The sequence below is a fragment of the Lentzea sp. NBC_00516 genome, assembly GCF_036346835.1.
Lineage (GTDB): Bacteria > Actinomycetota > Actinomycetes > Mycobacteriales > Pseudonocardiaceae > Lentzea > Lentzea sokolovensis.
Window position 1 is genome coordinate 3,640,670 of sequence record NZ_CP107840.1, and the last position, 18,136, is coordinate 3,658,805.

Genomic DNA, 18,136 nt, shown 5'->3' on the forward strand with positions numbered 1-18,136 from the left:
CCGAGTCCACTTCGGACAGCGCGATCGGCGTGAGCACCGCACCATGAACGGGTGGAGGAGCTCACGGCGGCGCTGCAGGAGCTGGAAGCGCCGTTCCGCACGCTCGTCGACGACTCGCAGTGGGCGCACGCGAGCGTCGAGGGGCTGGTGCTCGACGTCGGCGGCTGGTGGTCCGCCGACGACCGGACGCGCCTGCAGCCCCAGGTGACGTTCAGCGACGCCTTCAGCGAAGCGGGCCGTCACCACGGCGGCGTGTACGTCGAGGGGTACCTCTGGGCGGACGGCCAGGCGGTCGCGGCCGCGTGGTGCGGGCTCGGCAACGCAGTCGTCTACGGGCCACGCGCGGAGGCCTATCTGGGGGTGGGGCTGTCTCCCCACTTCTGCCGCAGGATCCAGCAGCGCAACGGCACAGCCGCGGTGCTCATGAGCAAGCACCCCAGGCTGTTGCCGTTGCTGCGGGACGGGCTGCCGCGCGGCGCGGTGCTGCCCGGCGGGAGGCCGGGCCCCCGTTCAGTCGGCGCCTAGCGCGGCGAAGCGCTCGTCCGCCTCTTTCCGGTGCCGGGCCGCCTCGGCGGGATCCGCGACCGCGCGGGCGAGGTGCTTGTGCGCGTTCGCGGCCTCACGCCGGTCGTCGATCCGTTCCGCCAGTTCCAGCGCCTCGTGCAACGGTGCCAGGGCCTCAGCGGGACGTCCGGCCGCCGTCAGCACTTCGCCGAGGTAGTTGAGCACCACGGTTTCCGTTGTGACGTCACCGATCGCGCGCACGGCCGCCAACGCCGACTCCAACGCCTCCAGCGCTTCGGAGTGCCGGCCCATGGCGTGCAGGATCATGCCCAGCGCGCTCTGAGTGTCGGCCTCGTCGCGGCGGCTGCCCATCTCGCGCATCAACGCGAGCGCGGACGTGCACGCCTGCAACGCCTCGTCGTAACGGCCGAGCGCGCTGTAGATGTTGCTGACGTTGCTCATCGCCTGTGACTCGAGGTGCCGGTCGCCGAGCTGACGGGCCACCGTGATGGCCTGTTCCAGCAGGTCAGCGGCCTCGGCGTGCCGGCCGAGGGACCGGTAGACCAGCGACTGGTTGTTCAGCGTGCCCGCCACGCCCTGCAGGTCGCCCAGCTCGCGGAGCATCTCGATCGCGCGCTCGTTGTGGTGGATGGCCCTCGGGTACTGCGCGGTCTGCCAGAACACCATCGCGTAGTTCTTGGTCGTGATCGCGAGGGCGACCGGCTCGTCCTTCGCGGCCTCCAACGCCAGTTCGTTGATCGTGGCCCAGTCACGCGTGTGGCCGCGCACCATGCAGAAGAACGTCAACGCGCGGGCGAGCTGCCACGTGTGCGTGCGCCAGTCACCGTCGAGCGACAACGCCACGGCGGCCACGAGCGTCTGACGTTCGGTCTCCAGCCACTCGACCGCGTGGTCGTAGTCGCGCAGCACGAGCCGCGACTCCGGCCGGTAGGTGATGTCGACCTCGTACTTGCGCGCGGCGGGCGACATCAGCCTCGTCGCCTGGTTCGCCGTGTCCAGGAAGTGGTCCAGCAGCCTGGTGAGCGGCTCACGGGTGGCGTGCACCTTGGACTGCGCGTACTGCCGGAGCAGGTCGTGCATCCGGTACCGGCCGGGCGTGGTCGCCTCCAGGAGGTGGACGTCGACGAGGTCCTCGAGCATCCCGTCGCACTCCAGCAGGTCGAGCTCGCCCAGCGCCGCGGCCTGGTCGACGTCGAAGTCCGTGCCGTGGTGCAGGCCCAGCAGGCCGAACAGCCGCTGGTGACCGGCGGGGAGCTGGCCGAACGACAACGCGAAGACCGCGTCCAGCTCGGATAATCGTCCTTCGCGCAACCGCGTCGCGAGATGGGCGGTGTTCCAGGTCGGACGGCTGCGGAGCCGTCCGGCTGCCAGCCGCACGGCCAGCGGCAGCCTGCCGCACAGCTCCACGACCTCGCGGGCCGCCGGGTCCGTGCCGCGTTCGTCGCCGACGATCGTGGCGAACAGCTGCAGCGCCTCCGCCTCGGACAGCACGTCCAGCGTGAGCGTCGACGTGCCTTCCAGCTCGACCAGGCGCGTCCGTGACGTGACCAGCACCAACGAGCCCGGCACGCCCGGCAGCAGCGGGCGCACCTGCTCAGCGCTCACCGCGTTGTCGAGCACGACGAGCAACCTGCGCTTCGACAGCTCGCCGCGCCACATCGCGGCCCGTTCGTCCAGGCCGACCGGGATCTCGTCCATGCCGAGCGCGCGCAACAGCACGTCGAGCGCGTCTGTCGGTTCCACGGGCGCACGGCCCGCGGTGTGCGCGTGCAGGTCGATGAACAGCTGACCGCCCGGATACTCCAGGCGATGCGCCAGGTGCACGGCGAGCGTCGTCTTGCCGACGCCCGGCATGCCGTCGATCGCGGAGATCACGACGGCCGACTTCCCGGTGACGGCCCTGGTCAGCCGCTCCATCTCGACCGCGCGGCCGGTGAAGTCGGCGACGTCGCGCGGCAGCGTGTTCAGGGCGGGCCGGGGCTCGTCCCCGCGCAGCAGCCGCGCGTGCAGTTCCCGCAGGTCGTTGCCGGGATCGACGCCCAGTTCGGCGGCGAGCAGCACCCGCACGTCCTCGAACGCCTGCAACGCCTCCGCGGGCCGGTTGGCCCGCTGCAGCGCGTGCATGAGCTGCAGCCACAGCTGTTCCCTGAGCGGGAACTGCTTGGTGAGCCGCCGCAGTTCGGGGATCAGCCGCTCGCCCTGCCCCAGCTCGATCGACAGCCGCGCGTGCTGCTCGGCGACCGTGAGCCGCCGTTCCTGCAGCAGCGTGAGCTCGGCTTCGAGCCGTGGCCCCACGGTGAGGCCGTCCAGCGCCGGTCCACGCCACAACGCGAGCGCTTCCTCGTACCGCGAGACCGCCGCCCGGTGATCACCCAGCTTCAACGCCTCGTCGCCGGCCGCACACGACCGCTCGAAGACGGCGACGTCGACCTCTCCGTCCGGCACCTTGAGCCGGTATCCGCCGGGAACGGTGACGAGGTCGTCCAGCACGAGCTTGCGCAAGGCGGCGACATAGGTTCGGATGTTCGATTCAGGAGCCGCGGGTGGAGATTCCCACACCGCTTCGCTCAAATGTTCAAAACTGACCGTCTCGTTGGCGTGCAAGGCCAACGCTGCCAGCAGTGCCCGTTGCCGGGGCCCGCCCAGCCGCAGTTCCACGCCCCCACGCCAGATCTGCAGCGGCCCAAGAAGCCGATACCGCACTGACCCCTCCCTCGAGGGGCATGGTGCCAGAACTCGGGGGTGCTGTGCGGAATTTGTGCGGGCGATCTTGGAAACTGGGCCGACGCCGCTGTGAAGAGGGGGAACGAAGATGGACCTGAGCAGATCGTGGTCCGGCCAAGCAGCCTAGGATGACCGCATGACCGAGACGGCGAAGCGACGTCCCGGCCCCCGGATCGAAGAGGTCGCGCGGGTCGCCGGGGTGTCCAAGTCGACCGTCTCGCGCGTGATCAACGACGAGCAGTACGTCAGCGCCAAGGCCCGGGAGGCCGTGCACGCCGCCATCGCGGAGCTGGGCTACTCCCCCAACCAGGCCGCACGCTCGCTCGCCGGCAACCGGGCCAACGCCATCGCCCTGGTGGTCTCGGAGCCGACCGGCCGAGTCCTGTCCGACCCGTTCTTCGCGGGTGTGCTGCGCGGTGTGCACGCCGAACTCGCCGGCCGCCACATGCAGTTGCTGCTGATGATGAGCCAGCCGTCCGACACCAGCGACCTCGTGACGTACCTGAGCAGCGGCCACGTCGACGGCGCGCTGCTGGTCAGCCTGCACGGCGAGGACCCGCTGGTGCCGATGCTGGCCGAGATCGGCCTGCCGGTCGTCTCCGGCGGCCGTCCACTCGGCACACCGGTCCCGTTCGTGGACGCCGACAACTTCACCGGCGCCCTGGAAGCAGCGCGCCACCTGGCGTCGCTGGGACGCAAGCGAATCGGCACCGTCGCCGGCCCGAAGGACATGGCCGTAGGCGCCGACAGGCTCAGCGGATTCAAGCGCGGCCTGAGCGAGGCCAAGCTCTCCAGCGACCTGGTCGCGCACGGCGACTTCACGCCGGAGAGCGGCGCACGGGCCATGGAAGTGTTGCTGCGCAAGGCTCCCGACCTCGACGCGGTGTTCGTCGCCGCGGACATCATGGCCCTCGGCGCGCTGCAGGTGCTGCACGCGCAGGGCAAACGCGTTCCCGAGGACGTCGCGGTGGTCGGGTTCGACGACTCGGTGTTCGCCGCGACCGCCACGCCGCCGCTGACGACGATCCGGCAGGACGTCGAGGAGCTGGGCCGCACGATGACGTGGCGGCTGCTCGCGGAACTCGCGGGCGAGGACGGGCTGCCGCCGTCGTTGTTGCTGCCGACCACACTGATCAAGCGTTCCAGCGCCTGATCAGCGCTTTTCCCCACCCTGAATCGGGCGCCTGCCTGCGCCGAGAGAGGTCGACCTGGTCTCCTTCACCGCGGCCAGTTCGTTGTTGCTCCACTCCCGCATGGACTGGAGCAGGACACGCAGATCATCCTCGATCTCCCAGCGTTCGATCGCGTCCGACTCCAGGGTCCTGGTGAGGAAATCCACCACCACCTGCTTGCTGCTGTGGCGTTCCTCCGCCAACGTCTGGATCACCTCCGCGATGCTGTCCTCCCGCAACGACAGTTGCAACGCGAACTGGTGGTAGTCGCCTTCGGCGATGATGTGCCGCAACCGGTCGACCTTCCGGACCAGCGCGGCGTGCGCCAACGTGGGCTCGTCCATGCTGAAGTTCAGAAAGACCTGCACGTCAAGACCGAAATCCACGCCGAGCCGCTCACCGGTCAGCGCATCGGCAGCCGCCGTCTCCGCGTCGTGCACCTGCTCGATGTCGAACTTCCGCGTGACTTCACGCAGGCGCTTCGTGATCTCGGGCATCAACTCGTTCGCCACGTTCGACACGCCGGATTTCACCGCGGCCTCGGCGTCGCTCACTCGCCAGCGCAACTCGACGACCCCGTCGAAGAAGCACTGATCGCCCGCACAAGGCAGCTTCACCTCGACACGGGTCAGGTGTACACCCATGTCGACCTCGTAGACGTGACACACCCGCTGGGCTATCAGCCTGCGGCCGGAAGGCTGTTGGTCTGGCGCGAAGAACAGCCGCCTACCGGACGTCGTCACGAACACCCTCGCGGTGCGGGCGTCCGCGGGCATGCGGCCGCGCAACGCGTCCCACTTGCCCAGTCGGCAGTCCCCCAGGATCGGCCCGGCGATGTCCCTGGGCCGCTCCGGCAATGGCCAGAGGTCCTCCTGCTCGCCTTCCTCTGCCGCACCGTCCTCGCCGGTGGCGGTGTGGCGGTAGGCCTGCGAAGCGACATCGTCATCGGACAACTGGCGGGTCATGAAGCAGTCCTCTCGTCGTGCAACAGGATGGAGTTCTCCAGTACAAGCGCGGTGTCCTCGCTGAGGGGGTCGGACCAGTCGCGGCGCATCCGCTCGATGAGGTGCTGCAAGCGGCGGAAGTCGCTGTGCCCCAAGATGAGATGCGGCATGAAAGCGGCGAGCGCGTCGAGGCAGACCGGATCCTTCTCCGCCACCTGGACCCAACGCCGGAACTGATCGTGCAACACCTCGCCGTGGTCACGACCGCCCAGGCCCCACCTGACCAGTTCGGACACACCTCGGGTGTGATCGGGCTCGTTCTCCAGCAACGCGAGCAGCAGCGGCCAGCGCATTCTGTTCGCGGTGCCCAACAGGTCGCTCCGTCCCGCGGCATGAACCAGGACGTGCCGGGAGTACCCACGCCGGTGGATCAGATACGCGATGCTCCACCGCGCCAGATCTCTGACACTCTGCCGCCTGCTCCGGGTCCACTCGGAGATTCTTTCCAGCACGGTGGTCACGGCGCCGAAAGTCAGCAGGTTCGCGATGCTGCGACTCGCGACCTGCACGAGGTCGCTGTACTCGGCCTTCTGCAACGCGGACAGGCGTTCCGACGGCGTCCCCAGAACGCGTAGCTCACGAAGTGCGTCATCGATGCGATCCAGTCCGATGTCATAGCCGAGCGCTGCCGCGGCGGTCCACTGTTGGGCCTCACTTCCGTCCCGCCGCCACTCCTGAAGTCGTTCGAACACAGGACCCGCGATCCGCTCATCGCGCGCGGCGTGGTCGAGCGCGATGGCCGCGTACCACCTGCGGCGTTCGCCTTCTTCCCCCTCAGCCTCCGCCAACGGCCCGATGTTCTCCGTGAAGGTGCTGGAGAACGACAACGAGCAGAACAGGCCCATGGCCTGTGCGGCTCGCACCCAGACCATGGGCCTGTGGTCGTCGCTCAAGTCCGTCAGCCATTCCAGGACGGCTTCACGCAGCTTGTGATGTCGATGCCAGAGATGGCTGAGCAGCACCACGGGAAAGCGATCGTCGGCGAACATGACCAGCTTCGTGGGAGTTTCCAGTCCGCCGAACGAGACGGTGCCGTCCTCCATCGTGGCGCGGGACGCGGGCAGGTTGACTCCGTGGTCCTCCGCGAACAGCGATTCCTCGGGTTTCTTGGCGTGGTCACCTTTCGCCTTCTTCAGCAACGTCGTCGCGAGCATCGCTCCAGCCTTCACGACGACGTCGTACTCCGAGACGTGGAAGACCGCGAGGGAGATCCGGAACGCGGTCATGCGGATGGCCTCCGGCAGCGTGCCGACCGGCCCTGACAGCTCCGCGAACCACTCCTCGACCTGCCTGCGCACCAGCAGAGCGGCTCGTCTCTCCACTTCGGACAGTACAATCTCACCTCGAGCCATTTCCGCCAGGAAACCCGCGATCTGCGCCGCCTCCGCGGGCTTGGGAGTGGCGCCGAGCGCCACGCGCAGGTCGTCGCTGGTGTAGAGCTGTTGCAGCACATCGTCGACATCGCAGTCGTCGTCGCGCAGTTCCTCGGTGAGGTGACGCTGAACGAGTTCGTCGATGTTCGGGGGCGGGCACGTCCGGGCGAACCCACCGAGCATGTGGTCCTGGCCGTCTCGGTGACAGATGACCACGAGATAGGCACCTTTGAGGGCGAGCCTGCCCGAAAGCGCCTCGAGAACGCGTTCGGTCAACGCCTCGGCCTGGGGCCGCGAGAGTTCCATCAGGTAACCGCGATCGTCCTCGATGTGGGACTCGTCGAACTTGTTGAGATCATCGGCACTGTCGACGTGTGAGATCACACCGGATACAAAGGAATCGAGCAGCCGCAACGCGGTCGTGAAGCGCCCGGTACCAGGCCGGCCGTTGAGAACGAGAATCTGCATCTGGTTCAAGGTGTCCAGGAGATCCGCGTAGTTCGCCACCGGAACGTAGCGGCTGCGCACCCACTGGAGGACCTCCTCCCGAACGGGGACGGCACGGAACGTGCCGGAGTCGCTGAACGACCTGTAGTTGTAGTTGTAGTAGATGTACCGGTCGCCGACCTGCAAGTCCTCGATGGACGCATCGCGATTGAAGTTCATCGTGCCGTCGGTTGTCAGACGCTTACCTCGTGCGTAGGCCTCGCCCAGATCACGCTGGTCGGGCTCTTTCGCACCGCCGGGACCGGACGACGGGGAGCTGTCAGGCGGCTCAGTGCCCGACTTGCCGGCGTTCGCGGCCGAGGGGTCTGGCGACGGAGTCGCGGTCGTCGTGTCGTCACTCATCGCTCACCGCCGAAGTGGTAGTGATTTGTGGCATCACCGTTGTGCTGTGTACCGATCGAGGTCGTCCCGTTGAAGACGACCGAGTACGACTTCTGCGAGGGCTTTTCGTCCTGGCGGTCGGGTGTGGCGGACGAACTGTCCGGCGGCACGGAATACCCCGGGACGCGCACCCATCCGTTGACGTCCTCGGCACGGCAGTAGGCCGAACGATCGGGCCGGTCGACGTACTCGAACAGTTCGGCGCTGATCGCGACGACGAGGAAGCGGCCTGACGCGGCACGTAGTCGGGCGAGCGCGGACCTGGACGCGGCAAGATCATGCGCCCGTTCCACGTCGCCCACCGCGACACCCGCGCTCACCGGCTGCCGCACGAGATCGGAGAGCCGGCTCAGCCCTCGGCCGAGAACCATCCGGGGCGAGATACCCGAAGGCAGATCGCACAACAGATGCCCTGGCATGACCTGCACGGCGATGTCATCACACCCGAACGCGTCAGGGATCAACGACTTCAGGGACTCGAACCCGCGCGACTCCGTCTTGAGCGCCAGCACGAGACGGCCTTCTGAAGGACCGGGTTCACGTCGCACGAGCGGTTCGAGGCCAGGGTCGTGGTTGAGCAGGCGAGTCTCCATGTCCTTGATCTCCTTGGTTACCAGAAGACCGCATTCGTCGATGGCCTCCTTGTGACGAGCGATGACGTTGAGCGCGTCAGGGGCACGACCGCACAGATACAACGTCCGTGCGGCGAGGGACGTGATCGCCACGTCTTCGGGATGTACGGCGTGCAGCCGCGTGACGATCTCGATCTGGTCGCGGTGGTGGCCGAGTTCCACGCCGACTTCGGCAGCCAAACGCTGCGCCTCGCGCCGGACCCCCTCGAGTTGTGCTCGTTCCTGCCCCGCGTGAGAGGTCGCCACGCCGGCCAGCGGCTCCCCGACCGCAAGATCAAGGGCCTCCTTCAACGCCGCCGACGCTTCATGAAGTCCCACAACGGATCGCCTGTTGGCCGCCTGCGCCTTGGTGACGAGCGCCCGGAACCTGCGGGCGTCCACGAGTTCGTTCGGCACGTGAAGCCAGCGCAGACCGTCCTTGCTCCGCAGCGCGTCCGGAAAACCCGCCTGGCCAAGGACGTTGCGGAGTTCGGTCGCCTGCTTGGCGAGTTCGGTCTCCGCGCTCGAGGGAGGGTCGTCCCACATCCACTCGTACAACTTGTTCAGGTGTGCCGGTCGCCCATCGCCGAGCAGCAGGCACCCCAGCAGCCAGGAGGCCTTCTTCGCAGGGCCGATTCGACGGCCCTCGACGTAGATGCCCACCTCTCCCCAGACACGGAACTCGACACGTTTTCCAGGTAACTCCATAGCACCCATTTCCAATGCAGGGAAACGCTTCCACAACAGGATGGAATCTCAACGCAAACGACGTGGCAACCACGACGGCCATCGTTTCTCCCATCGCCGCAAAAAGCGGCTCACCACCAAAAGGAGAAACAAACGATGAAGAAGAGCGGTCTCACCTGGAAGAAGAGCACCCTCAGCGAAGGCGGAGGTGAGTGCGTCGAGGTGGCGATGACACAGGTCGGTGTTCTGGTGCGGGACTCGAAGAATCCCTCTGGCCCTGTGCTCTGGTTCACCAGGGCCGAATGGCTCGCGTTCCGGGGCGGCGTGCTCCGGGGCGAGTTCAAACTGAGCTGATCATCCGCGGACGCGTCACGCCGTGCCGTCGCCGTCCAGCGCGGCGTGACGCCTGACCCGGCCGATCAGATCATCGAGCAGCGACCGGGCATCGTCTCCACGCAAGGCCATCTCACCGAGAAGCGACCACCGGTGGCGATACATTTCGACCTGGACTTCCGAATCGACAGTCAGCGGTCCGTGGATCATCTCCACGGTCGCGACACTCTCCTGCCCTCCTTCATAAATCACGAATCCATGCGAATACGTTGCCACGGCTTCGCCGTCGAGCGGAATCAGACCGATACCGATGTTGTCCAAGGTGGACATCGACCGAATCCGGTCGAGCTGAGCCACGAGCACGTTCGGAGGCCCTGGACGCCAGCGCAGAGCGGCCTCGGTTATCAGGAATTCGAACTTCCGTCCTGACTCGTACAGAGCGAGCTGACGCTCCAGCCGCCCCGCGACCGCTGCCGCCAGCGCGGCCTCGTCATAAGGAGGGGAGAACAGGGAGAACACCCGGCGGGCGTAGTCCGCGATCTGCAGCAAGCCGGGCACAACCGATGGCTGGTACGTGCGAACGACCGCGGCGGCGGCCTCCCATCCACCGATCTCGTGCTGCAGGTGCTTCCCGTCCTGCAGCACGGCGGACCAGGAATGCGCTTCGAGGTGCGCGTTGCCGGTGATGATCGCGAGCCATCGCACCGTCTCGGCCGGAACATCAAGCACCCTCCCCCAATTCTCGACCTCGGGCACGGTCGGCAAGGCCGTGCCCGCCTCGATCCGGGAGACCTTCGACTGACTGATCGACGCCCTGCGTCCTAGTTCCCTGCCGGACAGACCGGTCCGGAGCCGAAGTCGCTTCAACTCCCGGGCGAGGACCTGCCTGGCGGAGGCGTGGTCATTCACCGCCGGCCCTGCTCGCCAGCCTTGAGTCATATTGATTCATCACGAGTCACAATGATGCACGCCCGAGGCGGTGTCAACGACGAAGCGATGCTTCGATCAGGTGAATCGTGGCGCTCAAGAGCAGCGGAGCCGTTCGATCAGGTCGATCACCTCGTCCACGTGCTCGCGGTGGGTGCGGTGGCTGAGCACGCAGATCCGCAGCGTGAACTTCCCGCCGAGCCTCGTGCTGGACAGGAAGAACCTGCCGGACCCGTTGAGGCGCTTGAGGAGTTGCTCGCTGTCGGCGCTGCGGAACACGACGACGGTGAGGTCGGACGGGAGCACCTCGATGCCCTCGATCTTCTTCAGCTCGGTGCGGAGATGATCGGCGAGGTCGTGCTTCTCGTCGATCGCCTCGCGGAACGCGGCGACGCCGTGCAGGTGCAGCGGCAGCCAGACGCGCAGGCCGCGGAACTCACGGGTGAGCTCGGGGCCGAGGTCGGCGTAGTCGGGCAGGCCGGTGCCGCGGTCGAGGTCCTGCAGGTAGTCGCCGTCCGCCACGTGCGCGGCGCGGAGCCTGACCTCGTCGCGGACGAGCAGGACGCCCGTGCCGTACGGGAGGAAGAGGCTCTTGTGCGGGTCCCACGCGATCGAGTCCGCGCGGTCGATGCCGGTGAGGATCGCGCGGCCGCGTTCGGTCAACTGGAACGCGCCGCCGTACGCGCCGTCCACGTGGAACCACAGGGATTCCCGCTTGGCCAGTGCGGCGATGTCGTCGAGCGGGTCGACGATGCCGGTGCTGGTCGCGCCCGCCGTGCCGATGATCAGGAACGGGCGCAGGCCGTTCGTGCGGTCTTCGGCGATCATGGTTTGTGCTTGTGCCACGTCCATTCGGAGTGCGGTGTCGGTGGGGACGACGCGGATCCGTTCGGGCGGGAAGCCGGTGATATGGGCGGCCTTCGCGACGCAGTGGTGCGTGTGCGGCGTTACGTAGATGGTGCCGTTGGGGTCGTGGGCGCCGAGGCGATCCTGTCGGGCCGTGTGCACGGCCGAGAGAGTGGCCAGTGACGCGCCGGTCGTGAAGATTCCGCCAGAGCCTGCCGGGAGGCCGAACTCGGTGCACAGCCAGCGGATCACGCTGTGTTCCAGCGCGACCAGCGCGGGTGCGGTGGAGGCGACGCCGGTGTAGCGGTTGGTGGCCTGGGCCAGGAACTCGGCGAGGACCGAGCTGTAGAGGCCGCCTGCCGGGAAGTAGGCCAGGTAGCGCGGGCCCGCGGTCTCCACCGCCTGGCCGGCCGCGTCGCCGAATCGGGTGAGCAGGTCGGTGAGTTCGCCGGGGGTCTCCGCCGGCGGAGGAGGAAGGAGTGCCGTGCCCGGCGACGATGCGGGCGCGGCCTCCAGTCCCTCGATGAAATCCTCGACGAAGGCTGTCACGGTCTTCGTCCACTCGGCCCTGGTCTCGCGGTCCGGCTGCAGCATGAGCACACCGTACGAAGTCCGTCCCGCCGTGTGCTCGCGGAAATCAGTCGCGCAGTTCGCGCTACGCCCGCCACGGCGTGTCCAGCGCCATTCGCCCTCCCGTGGGTGAAGGTGTTGCGCCCTTTGGCTCAACGTAGCGTGGAAACGCTCTCTCGGGAGTTCCGTGTCTCAGCCGGGCGTCGTGGAAAGGATTTACATCGGTGATCATCGACCGTCCGTGACGATTTGAGCCGATTTTCACCCGTTCGGCACAACTTTGCGGCACGGTAAGTAACACCTGGAGTGGGCCTTCGATGGTCTGGCCGTACGAACCCACCCGAGGGAGTTGCGACAGTGATCGAGAACTCGGCCGCCGGTCTGGTGATGGTCCCCGGCGAGGTGACGGTGACCGTCACCGGCGAGCAGCACCACCAGGACGTGCTCTCCCGTTACGCCGTTCCGGGCGGTGTGACGCGGCACGTCGCCGTGAACCTGACGTGGTGCATGATCGCCGCCGGCAAGCACCGGGGTCAGCGCGGGATCGAGGTGCGCCTGGACGGGTACCGCGTGGGCGAGCTGACTTTCCTGATGTCGCAACGGTATGCGCCCGTGCTGATGCACGTGGAGTCCGGCGGCGGGGCGACGGGATGCACCGCGTACGTCCAGCTCGGCGACAACGGGCTGTTGCAGATCTTCCTGCGGATGCCGCGCGAGATTCCCCGTGGCGCGGTCGTTCCGGTCGTGACGGCGCGCAAGTCGTGGGTGGCGCCGGTGGCCATCAGCGCGGCCAGCCTGCTCGCGTTCTTCTTCGCGATCGGCATCGTGGGAGCGGCCATCGGTGGCGATCCGTCGAACAAGAGCAACGCGTCCAGCCTCACGACGACGGCAGCGCCCACCACGACGTCGACCACTACAGTTGCGCCGCCGACCAGCACCACCACGACGACCACGACAACAACCACCACGACCACTACGACGACCACCGCTCCTGCGGCCGTCGCGCAGCCGAAGCCGCAACCCCAGCCTCAGCCACAGCCCAATCCGCAGCCTAATCCCCAGCCTCAGCCCGCACCGCAGCCCGCGTGCGACAAGAACTACAGTGGCTGTGTGCCGATCGCGTCCGATGTGGACTGCGCAGGCGGTACCGGAAACGGCCCCGCGTACGTGCGAGGCCCGATCCAGGTCATCGGCACGGACATCTACGGCCTGGACAACGACAAGGACGGCACGGCCTGCGAGTGAGGATCCCCGAGGACGTCCTGCACGCGGTCGGCCCGGACGCCGTGTGGTCCGCTGACCACGAAGGTCTCTCCGGTGACGTCTGGTGGGTGGGATCCAGCTACGTGAAGCGTGCGGGCGTGGACGAGCGCGACCGGTTGCTGTGGCTGGGCGAGCACGTCGAGGTTCCGGAGATCAGGGCGTTCGCCGAGGACTGGCTGGTACTGGCCGATGTCGGCGCGCCCTCGCTGACCTCGGCCGATCCCGTGCTCGCCGGAACGGTCATGGGTACCGTGCTGCGGTCGTTGCACTCGTTGCCGGTGGCCTCATGTCCTTACGACGCCACGATTCCCGTCGTGCTGGAAAGGGCTCGGCACAACGTCGAGGCGGGCCTGGTGGATGCGGACGACTTCGACGACGACAACCTCGGCGTCACACCGGAGGAGTTGCTGCACCGGCTGGTCGCCACAGCTCCGTCTGCCGAGGATCTCGTCGTGGCACACGGGGACTTCTGCCCGCCGAACGTGTTGCTGCGCCCGGACGGTTCGACGGTGCTGATCGACGTGGCACGGCTGGGTGTGTCCGACCGGCATCGTGACATCGCGCTGGCGCACCGGGAACTGGGCGAAGAGGCCGTAGCCGCGTTCGACCGCGCCTACGGCCTCACCCCCCGCCCGGAGATGCTCGCCTGGTACCGGCTTCTCGACGAGTTCTTCTAGCCCCGCTCGTACGGCGTCTTCTCCCCCGCCTCGACGCCGAACGACAGGTGGTTGCCCGCGGGCGGCAGCGGGCAGGTGGCGAAGTCGGTGAACGCGCACGGCAGGTTCGTCGCGCGGTTGAAGTCGAGCACGACCTTGCCATCGTGCGGTGTGGCGGCGATCTGCCGGTTCGCCGCATAGGTCGTGACGCCACTGGTCTCATCGGTGAACAGAATGCTCAGCCCGCCGTTACGGCCGTTGAACGCCGTCAGCGTGTGCTCAGTGCCGTTGAAGCTGAACCGCACACGGCCCGGTGCCTCGTAGACGTGACTGAGGCCCTCGACGACCGCGCCGACGGTCGTGGGGACGGGCGCGTCGAACGGCTCGTACTCGCCCTCCAGCACCCACTTCTCGTGGGGTTCGTACGACGGCACGCCCTTGAAGTCGTGCAGCACCGGGGCTTTCGGGTCGTGCACGCGGATCAGGTACCCGCCGCGCCGGGCGATCTCGATCTCGACGTCGCCCGCCACGACGCGCTCACCGCCGCCGCTCTGGACGAGTTCGAGCCGCCTGGTCTCCCCGTCGTTGCGCCAGTAGGCCGCGTCGTCGTCCTGCCACCACTCGCCCGGTAGCCCGTCATAGCTGCGTGGGGCCGTCTCCAGCCAATCGAGCGAGACCAGCGCCAGCCACCCGTACGGGTCGGCCAGGTTGGTCTCGCGCTCCGTCTTCCAGGTCTGCCAGTCCTCAGCGAAGCTCATGTCCTGGGCAACGACGGACTCGCGGCGTCGCTTCCCTGTTCCACTGAGTGGGAAACGAGAGCGTCGCCGAGTTCCGTGCGGGCGTAGACGACGCTGCGTCCGTGCCGTTGCGAGGCCAGGAGGCCGGCGTCGCGCAACGCTCGCAGGTGCTGGTTCACCGCCGAGACCGTGACGCCCGTGCTTCGTGCGATGTCCGTGGACGAACACGGCTGTGCAAGCTCGGCCAGCAGATCCGCCCGCACCTGACCGAGGACCCCGGCCAGCGCGTGAGGCCCGCGAACCAGCCCCGTCTCCCACACCGTGCCGGCGCCACGCGCGGCGTAAATCAGCAGCGGCGGCGCACCGGGGTCGACGGGCACCGCCGTGCGCCGCGCGAACACGCTGGGGATCAGAGTGAGCCCCTGTCCCCCGGCCTCCACCCGTCGCGGTTCGGCGCCTGCGATCCGCACCTGCACCACGGGGCTGGAGAAGGTGATCCGGTCGGAGATCCCCGCGAGCATCACCGCCAGGCCGTGCTGGGCCATCTCCCGGCCTCGGTACGCAACGTCGGCTTCGAGCACCGCGCGCATCCGGTCCCACTGGCGGGCCAGGGCCGCGTGCCAGTAGTTCTCCAGCGCGTCGAGCATCCGGCCGCGGTCGCGCAGGACGGAAGGCACGTCCCCGAACACCGCGCGGAGGTCGCGTCGCAGGGTGCGGACGGGGATCTCGCGCAGCGCCGCGAACTCGTCCTCGATGCGGGTGAACGGCGTCAGCGGGCGGGGGCTCAGGAAGTCCGGCGTCCAGCCCCGGCCGGTGGACAGGGCGAGCAGCACCTCCGTGTCGACGTCACGGATCCGGCGCACCCACGGCACGTGCGACGGGTACTTGGCCGGATCTTTCAGCACGCGCAGGCTGAGCGTGAGTTCGCTGAGGGGCGAGACGGCGAACCGCACGTCCACCAGGTCGGACTCGCCGAGCACGAACTCAATCATGTAGCACAACGCTACATCAGTTACCTCAGCGCAGCACCCGCGTCAGGCTTCGCGGCCATGTGGAACGACATGCGGCTGGCGTTGCGGATCGCTTACCAGGCAGCGGAGGTGGCGGAAGAGGCGTTCACCGCGGGCGACCTCGACGTACGACTCAAGGAGGACGGCAGCGAGGTCACCTCGACTGATCTCGAAGTCGAGGATCTGATTCGCCGGTTGCTCGCGGAGGCGGTGCCAGAAGACGGTGTCGTGGGCGAGGAACGTCCTGAGCGCGAGGGAATTTCCGGGCGGCGGTGGCTGGTCGACCCGATCAGCGGCACCGCCGACTTCGTGGCCGGACGGCCGACGTACTCGGTGGACCTGGCGTTGGAAGGTGCCCTGGCGGTGTCCGCGATGCCGTCCCTGGGCATCACGATGGCGGCGGGGCGGGGCATCGGCTGTCGAGTTTTTCGTGACAAGCACGAGGAAGTCGCCCGTGTGTCCTCACGCGACACTGTCGACGGCGCGCGAGTGTGCCTGCACGGCAAGAGGAAGCCGGTGCTGGAGCAGTGTGTCGCGGTGGACGGTTCCACGTCGGTGCTGGACCTGATCACCGGTCGGGTGGACGCGGTGATCGCGGCGGGCGCCGGACTGGACGAGTTCGACCTGGCCTGCCTGCCGGTGCTCGTGGAGGAGGCGGGCGGCCGCGTGACGGTGGTCGAGGAGGACGTCGTGCTGGCCACCAACGGTGCCCTGCACGACGCCTTCCTCGCCCTGCTGGTCGCGCGTCCTGGTGTCGAACCAGGCACCCCAGGCTTATGAGGCCTGGGTGATCGCCGGATCCCGCGCGGTGGGGTGACCGACCGGACTCGCACCGGCTTCGACCAGGACCACGACCTGGTGCCTCGACTTCTTCGGCTTCGGTCACAGCTGCCCGTCGAGGACTCGAACCTCGATCTCCGCGTCCAGAGCGCGGCGTCCGTGCCAATTGGACCAACGGGCATCAAAAAAGCCGCCTCGTCGCGACGGCGACGGGACGGCTCCCCGGAGACATGAGGGTCAGCTCATGCCGAGGAGCACCAGTCGTGCTGATGGTTCATGCGTTGCTGCATCACGGCTGGCTCCTTTCTCCGGTCTGTTGGGATCCACTCTGACGGATGGCGTGGCGGGCTTGCAACGCAATATCCCAGGCTGCAAAAGTTTGCAGATCATGTCCAAAATCTTTAGCAATCCTCAAGCCGACTTGCGGAAAACTTTTGCAACGTCTTTCCTGGACCGCTGACACACCCCATCGGAAGGCATGGACATGTCCCAGGACTGGTGGCGCCACGCCGTCATCTACCAGGTCTACGTGCGCAGCTTCGCCGACTCGGACGGCGACGGCGTCGGTGACCTGCCCGGCATCCGCTCACGCCTGCCCTACCTGCGCGACCTGGGCGTCGACGCGGTCTGGATCACGCCGTTCTACGCCTCGCCGATGGCCGACGGCGGCTACGACGTGGCGGACTACCGCGCGGTCGACCCGCAGTTCGGCGGACTCGACGACGTGCGCGCGTTGGTGGACGACGCGCACACGCTCGGTATCCGGGTGATCGTCGACATCGTGCCGAACCACAGCTCCGACCAGCACGCGTGGTTCCAGGAGGCGCTGGCCGGACGTGGCCGTGAGCGCTACATGTTCCGCGAGGGCGTCGGGGACCAGCCGCCGAACGACTGGGAGTCCGTGTTCGGCGGGCCGGCGTGGACGCGGGTGGCCGACGGGTCCTGGTACCTGCACCTGTTCGCGCCGGAGCAGCCTGACCTGAACTGGGAGCTGCCCGAGGTGCGCGCGGAGTTCCGCGACGTGCTGCGGTTCTGGCTGGACCTGGGCGTCGACGGGTTCCGGGTGGACGTGGCGCACGGGATGATCAAGGCGCCGGGGCTGCCCGACATCGGTCACGCGGACCAGCTGAAGCTGCTGGGCACGGACCCGTTGCCGTTCTTCGACCAGGACGGCGTGCACGAGATCCACCGTGAATGGCGTGCCGTCGTCGACTCGTACGAGGGTGAGCGTGTGCTCGTGGCGGAGGCGTGGACGCCTTCTGCCGAGCGGACGGCCATGTACCTGCGTGCCGACGAGATGCACCAGGCGTTCAACTTCCACTACCTGACGGCGGAATGGACGTGCGAGGCGTTGCGGTCGGTCATCGACTCGTCGCTGGCCGCCGTCGAACCTGTTGGGGCGCCTACTACCTGGGTGCTGTCGAACCATGACGTGCAACGGCACGTGACGCGGTACGGCGGCGGTGAGACCGGTGTGCGGCGTGCGCGCGCCGCGTTGGCGTTGATGCTGGCGTTGCCGGGATCGGTGTACCTGTACCAGGGCGAGGAGCTGGGTCTGCCCGAGGTGCTGGACCTGCCGGACGAGGTGCTGCAGGACCCGATGTGGGAGCGGTCCGGTCACACCGAACGCGGTCGTGACGGGTGTCGCGTGCCGTTGCCGTGGGCGTCTTCCGGGCCGTCGCTCGGGTTCGGCACCAGCGGCTCGTGGCTGCCGCAGCCGGCGGACTGGGCGAAGCTGTCGGTGGAGGCGCAGACGGGCGACCAGGACTCGATGTTGTCCTTCTACCGCACCGCTTTGCGCGTGCGCCGGGAGAACCCGGCGCTGGGTGCCGGCCTCACCTGGGTCGACGGCCAGGACGGCGTGCTGCAGTTCGAACGGGACGGGGTCGCCTGCGCGGTGAACCTGTCCGAGGCGGTCGTGGAACTGCCCGATCCCGGTTCGGTGCTGCTCGCTTCGTCGTACTACGGAGTGCGCGACGGGCTGCTGCTCCTGCCGCCGGACACCGCACTCTGGTGGAAGCTCTGACCAG

General features: G+C 67.8%; 15 protein-coding genes and 2 tRNA genes. 7 read left to right on the top strand and 10 right to left on the bottom strand.

The window, feature by feature from the left end:
• Positions 1-51 precede the first annotated feature (51 nt).
• A complete protein-coding gene (locus OG205_RS16285; protein WP_330277089.1) occupies positions 52-525 on the top strand; it encodes a hypothetical protein in 474 nt (157 codons plus the stop codon).
• On the opposite strand, the gene OG205_RS16290 is transcribed toward OG205_RS16285, so the two are convergent.
• Positions 511-3,228, bottom strand: a complete 2,718-nt coding sequence (locus tag OG205_RS16290; RefSeq protein ID WP_330277090.1) for an AfsR/SARP family transcriptional regulator — start codon at positions 3,226-3,228, stop codon at positions 511-513. The genes OG205_RS16285 and OG205_RS16290 overlap by 15 nt on opposite strands.
• 157 nt (positions 3,229-3,385) lie before the next feature.
• Between OG205_RS16290 and OG205_RS16295 the strand changes: the two genes are divergently transcribed.
• Positions 3,386-4,402 (top strand): LacI family DNA-binding transcriptional regulator, encoded by a 1,017-nt coding sequence (locus OG205_RS16295; RefSeq protein ID WP_330277091.1) that lies wholly within the window; start codon positions 3,386-3,388, stop codon positions 4,400-4,402.
• On the opposite strand, the gene OG205_RS16300 is transcribed toward OG205_RS16295, so the two are convergent.
• From OG205_RS16300 to OG205_RS16310, 3 genes are read right to left on the bottom strand one after another with little or no spacing between them, the layout of a single operon-like run.
• Entirely contained in the window at positions 4,403-5,386 is a 984-nt protein-coding gene (locus OG205_RS16300; RefSeq protein WP_330277092.1) for a hypothetical protein, read from the bottom strand.
• Positions 5,383-7,647, bottom strand: coding sequence for a hypothetical protein (locus tag OG205_RS16305; protein WP_330277093.1), 2,265 nt, complete (start codon positions 7,645-7,647; stop codon positions 5,383-5,385). Before OG205_RS16305 ends, OG205_RS16300 begins: the two co-directional genes overlap by 4 nt.
• The gene (locus OG205_RS16310) at positions 7,644-8,960 is read right to left on the bottom strand and encodes an AfsR/SARP family transcriptional regulator (protein WP_330277094.1); all 1,317 of its coding nucleotides are present in this window, start codon (positions 8,958-8,960) and stop codon (positions 7,644-7,646) included. The genes OG205_RS16305 and OG205_RS16310 overlap by 4 nt, the downstream gene beginning before the upstream one ends.
• A 180-nt stretch (positions 8,961-9,140) precedes the next feature.
• Between OG205_RS16310 and OG205_RS16315 the strand changes: the two genes are divergently transcribed.
• Positions 9,141-9,338 (top strand): DUF397 domain-containing protein, encoded by a 198-nt coding sequence (locus tag OG205_RS16315; RefSeq protein WP_330277095.1) that lies wholly within the window; start codon positions 9,141-9,143, stop codon positions 9,336-9,338.
• A gap of 15 nt (positions 9,339-9,353) precedes the next feature.
• Here OG205_RS16315 and OG205_RS16320 read toward each other — a convergent pair whose 3' ends face one another.
• Both OG205_RS16320 and OG205_RS16325 read right to left on the bottom strand, forming a co-directional pair.
• Entirely contained in the window at positions 9,354-10,226 is an 873-nt protein-coding gene (locus OG205_RS16320; protein WP_330277096.1) for a helix-turn-helix domain-containing protein, read from the bottom strand.
• A gap of 114 nt (positions 10,227-10,340) precedes the next feature.
• On the bottom strand, positions 10,341-11,684 hold the full coding sequence (locus tag OG205_RS16325; RefSeq protein ID WP_330277097.1) for a pyridoxal phosphate-dependent decarboxylase family protein: 1,344 nt from the start codon (positions 11,682-11,684) through the stop codon (positions 10,341-10,343).
• A 333-nt stretch (positions 11,685-12,017) separates the two neighbouring features.
• Between OG205_RS16325 and OG205_RS16330 the strand changes: the two genes are divergently transcribed.
• Both OG205_RS16330 and OG205_RS16335 read left to right on the top strand, forming a co-directional pair.
• Positions 12,018-12,905, top strand: coding sequence for a hypothetical protein (locus OG205_RS16330; RefSeq protein WP_330277098.1), 888 nt, complete (start codon positions 12,018-12,020; stop codon positions 12,903-12,905).
• Positions 12,902-13,600, top strand: a complete 699-nt coding sequence (locus OG205_RS16335) for an aminoglycoside 3'-phosphotransferase (protein ID WP_330277099.1) — start codon at positions 12,902-12,904, stop codon at positions 13,598-13,600. Before OG205_RS16330 ends, OG205_RS16335 begins: the two co-directional genes overlap by 4 nt.
• Here OG205_RS16335 and OG205_RS16340 read toward each other — a convergent pair.
• Together OG205_RS16340 and OG205_RS16345 are read right to left on the bottom strand one after the other, a co-directional pair.
• On the bottom strand, positions 13,597-14,337 hold the full coding sequence (locus OG205_RS16340; RefSeq protein ID WP_330277100.1) for a DUF1684 domain-containing protein: 741 nt from the start codon (positions 14,335-14,337) through the stop codon (positions 13,597-13,599). The genes OG205_RS16335 and OG205_RS16340 overlap by 4 nt on opposite strands.
• Positions 14,334-15,308, bottom strand: coding sequence for an ArsR/SmtB family transcription factor (locus OG205_RS16345; protein ID WP_330277101.1), 975 nt, complete (start codon positions 15,306-15,308; stop codon positions 14,334-14,336). Before OG205_RS16345 ends, OG205_RS16340 begins: the two co-directional genes overlap by 4 nt.
• Positions 15,309-15,377: 69 nt before the next feature.
• On the opposite strand from OG205_RS16345, the gene OG205_RS46780 reads away from it, so the two are divergent.
• Positions 15,378-16,106, top strand: a complete 729-nt coding sequence (locus tag OG205_RS46780) for an inositol monophosphatase family protein (protein ID WP_442916823.1) — start codon at positions 15,378-15,380, stop codon at positions 16,104-16,106.
• Here OG205_RS46780 and OG205_RS16355 read toward each other — a convergent pair.
• Both OG205_RS16355 and OG205_RS16360 read right to left on the bottom strand, forming a co-directional pair.
• Positions 16,063-16,134 (bottom strand) — tRNA-Ile (locus tag OG205_RS16355). The genes OG205_RS46780 and OG205_RS16355 overlap by 44 nt on opposite strands.
• Before the next feature lie 80 nt (positions 16,135-16,214).
• Positions 16,215-16,287 (bottom strand) — tRNA-Gln (locus tag OG205_RS16360).
• Between the two features lie 303 nt (positions 16,288-16,590).
• Here OG205_RS16360 and OG205_RS16365 point away from each other — a divergent pair.
• The gene (locus tag OG205_RS16365; RefSeq protein WP_330278171.1) at positions 16,591-18,132 is read left to right on the top strand and encodes a glycoside hydrolase family 13 protein; all 1,542 of its coding nucleotides are present in this window, start codon (positions 16,591-16,593) and stop codon (positions 18,130-18,132) included.
• Positions 18,133-18,136 lie beyond the last annotated feature (4 nt).

Bases quoted from the DNA above. Each gene is read 5' to 3' on its own strand.
- OG205_RS16295 (WP_330277091.1), top strand. From the start codon at position 3,386: ATGACCGAGACGGCGAAGCGACGTCCCGGCCCCCGGATCGAAGAGGTC.
- OG205_RS16300 (WP_330277092.1), bottom strand. From the start codon at position 5,386: ATGACCCGCCAGTTGTCCGATGACGATGTCGCTTCGCAGGCCTACCGC.
- OG205_RS16305 (WP_330277093.1), bottom strand. From the start codon at position 7,647: ATGAGTGACGACACGACGACCGCGACTCCGTCGCCAGACCCCTCGGCC.
- OG205_RS16315 (WP_330277095.1), top strand. From the start codon at position 9,141: ATGAAGAAGAGCGGTCTCACCTGGAAGAAGAGCACCCTCAGCGAAGGC.
- OG205_RS16325 (WP_330277097.1), bottom strand. From the start codon at position 11,684: ATGCTGCAGCCGGACCGCGAGACCAGGGCCGAGTGGACGAAGACCGTG.
- OG205_RS16340 (WP_330277100.1), bottom strand. From the start codon at position 14,337: ATGAGCTTCGCTGAGGACTGGCAGACCTGGAAGACGGAGCGCGAGACC.
- OG205_RS16345 (WP_330277101.1), bottom strand. From the start codon at position 15,308: ATGATTGAGTTCGTGCTCGGCGAGTCCGACCTGGTGGACGTGCGGTTC.
- OG205_RS46780 (WP_442916823.1), top strand. From the start codon at position 15,378: ATGCGGCTGGCGTTGCGGATCGCTTACCAGGCAGCGGAGGTGGCGGAA.
- OG205_RS16365 (WP_330278171.1), top strand. From the start codon at position 16,591: ATGTCCCAGGACTGGTGGCGCCACGCCGTCATCTACCAGGTCTACGTG.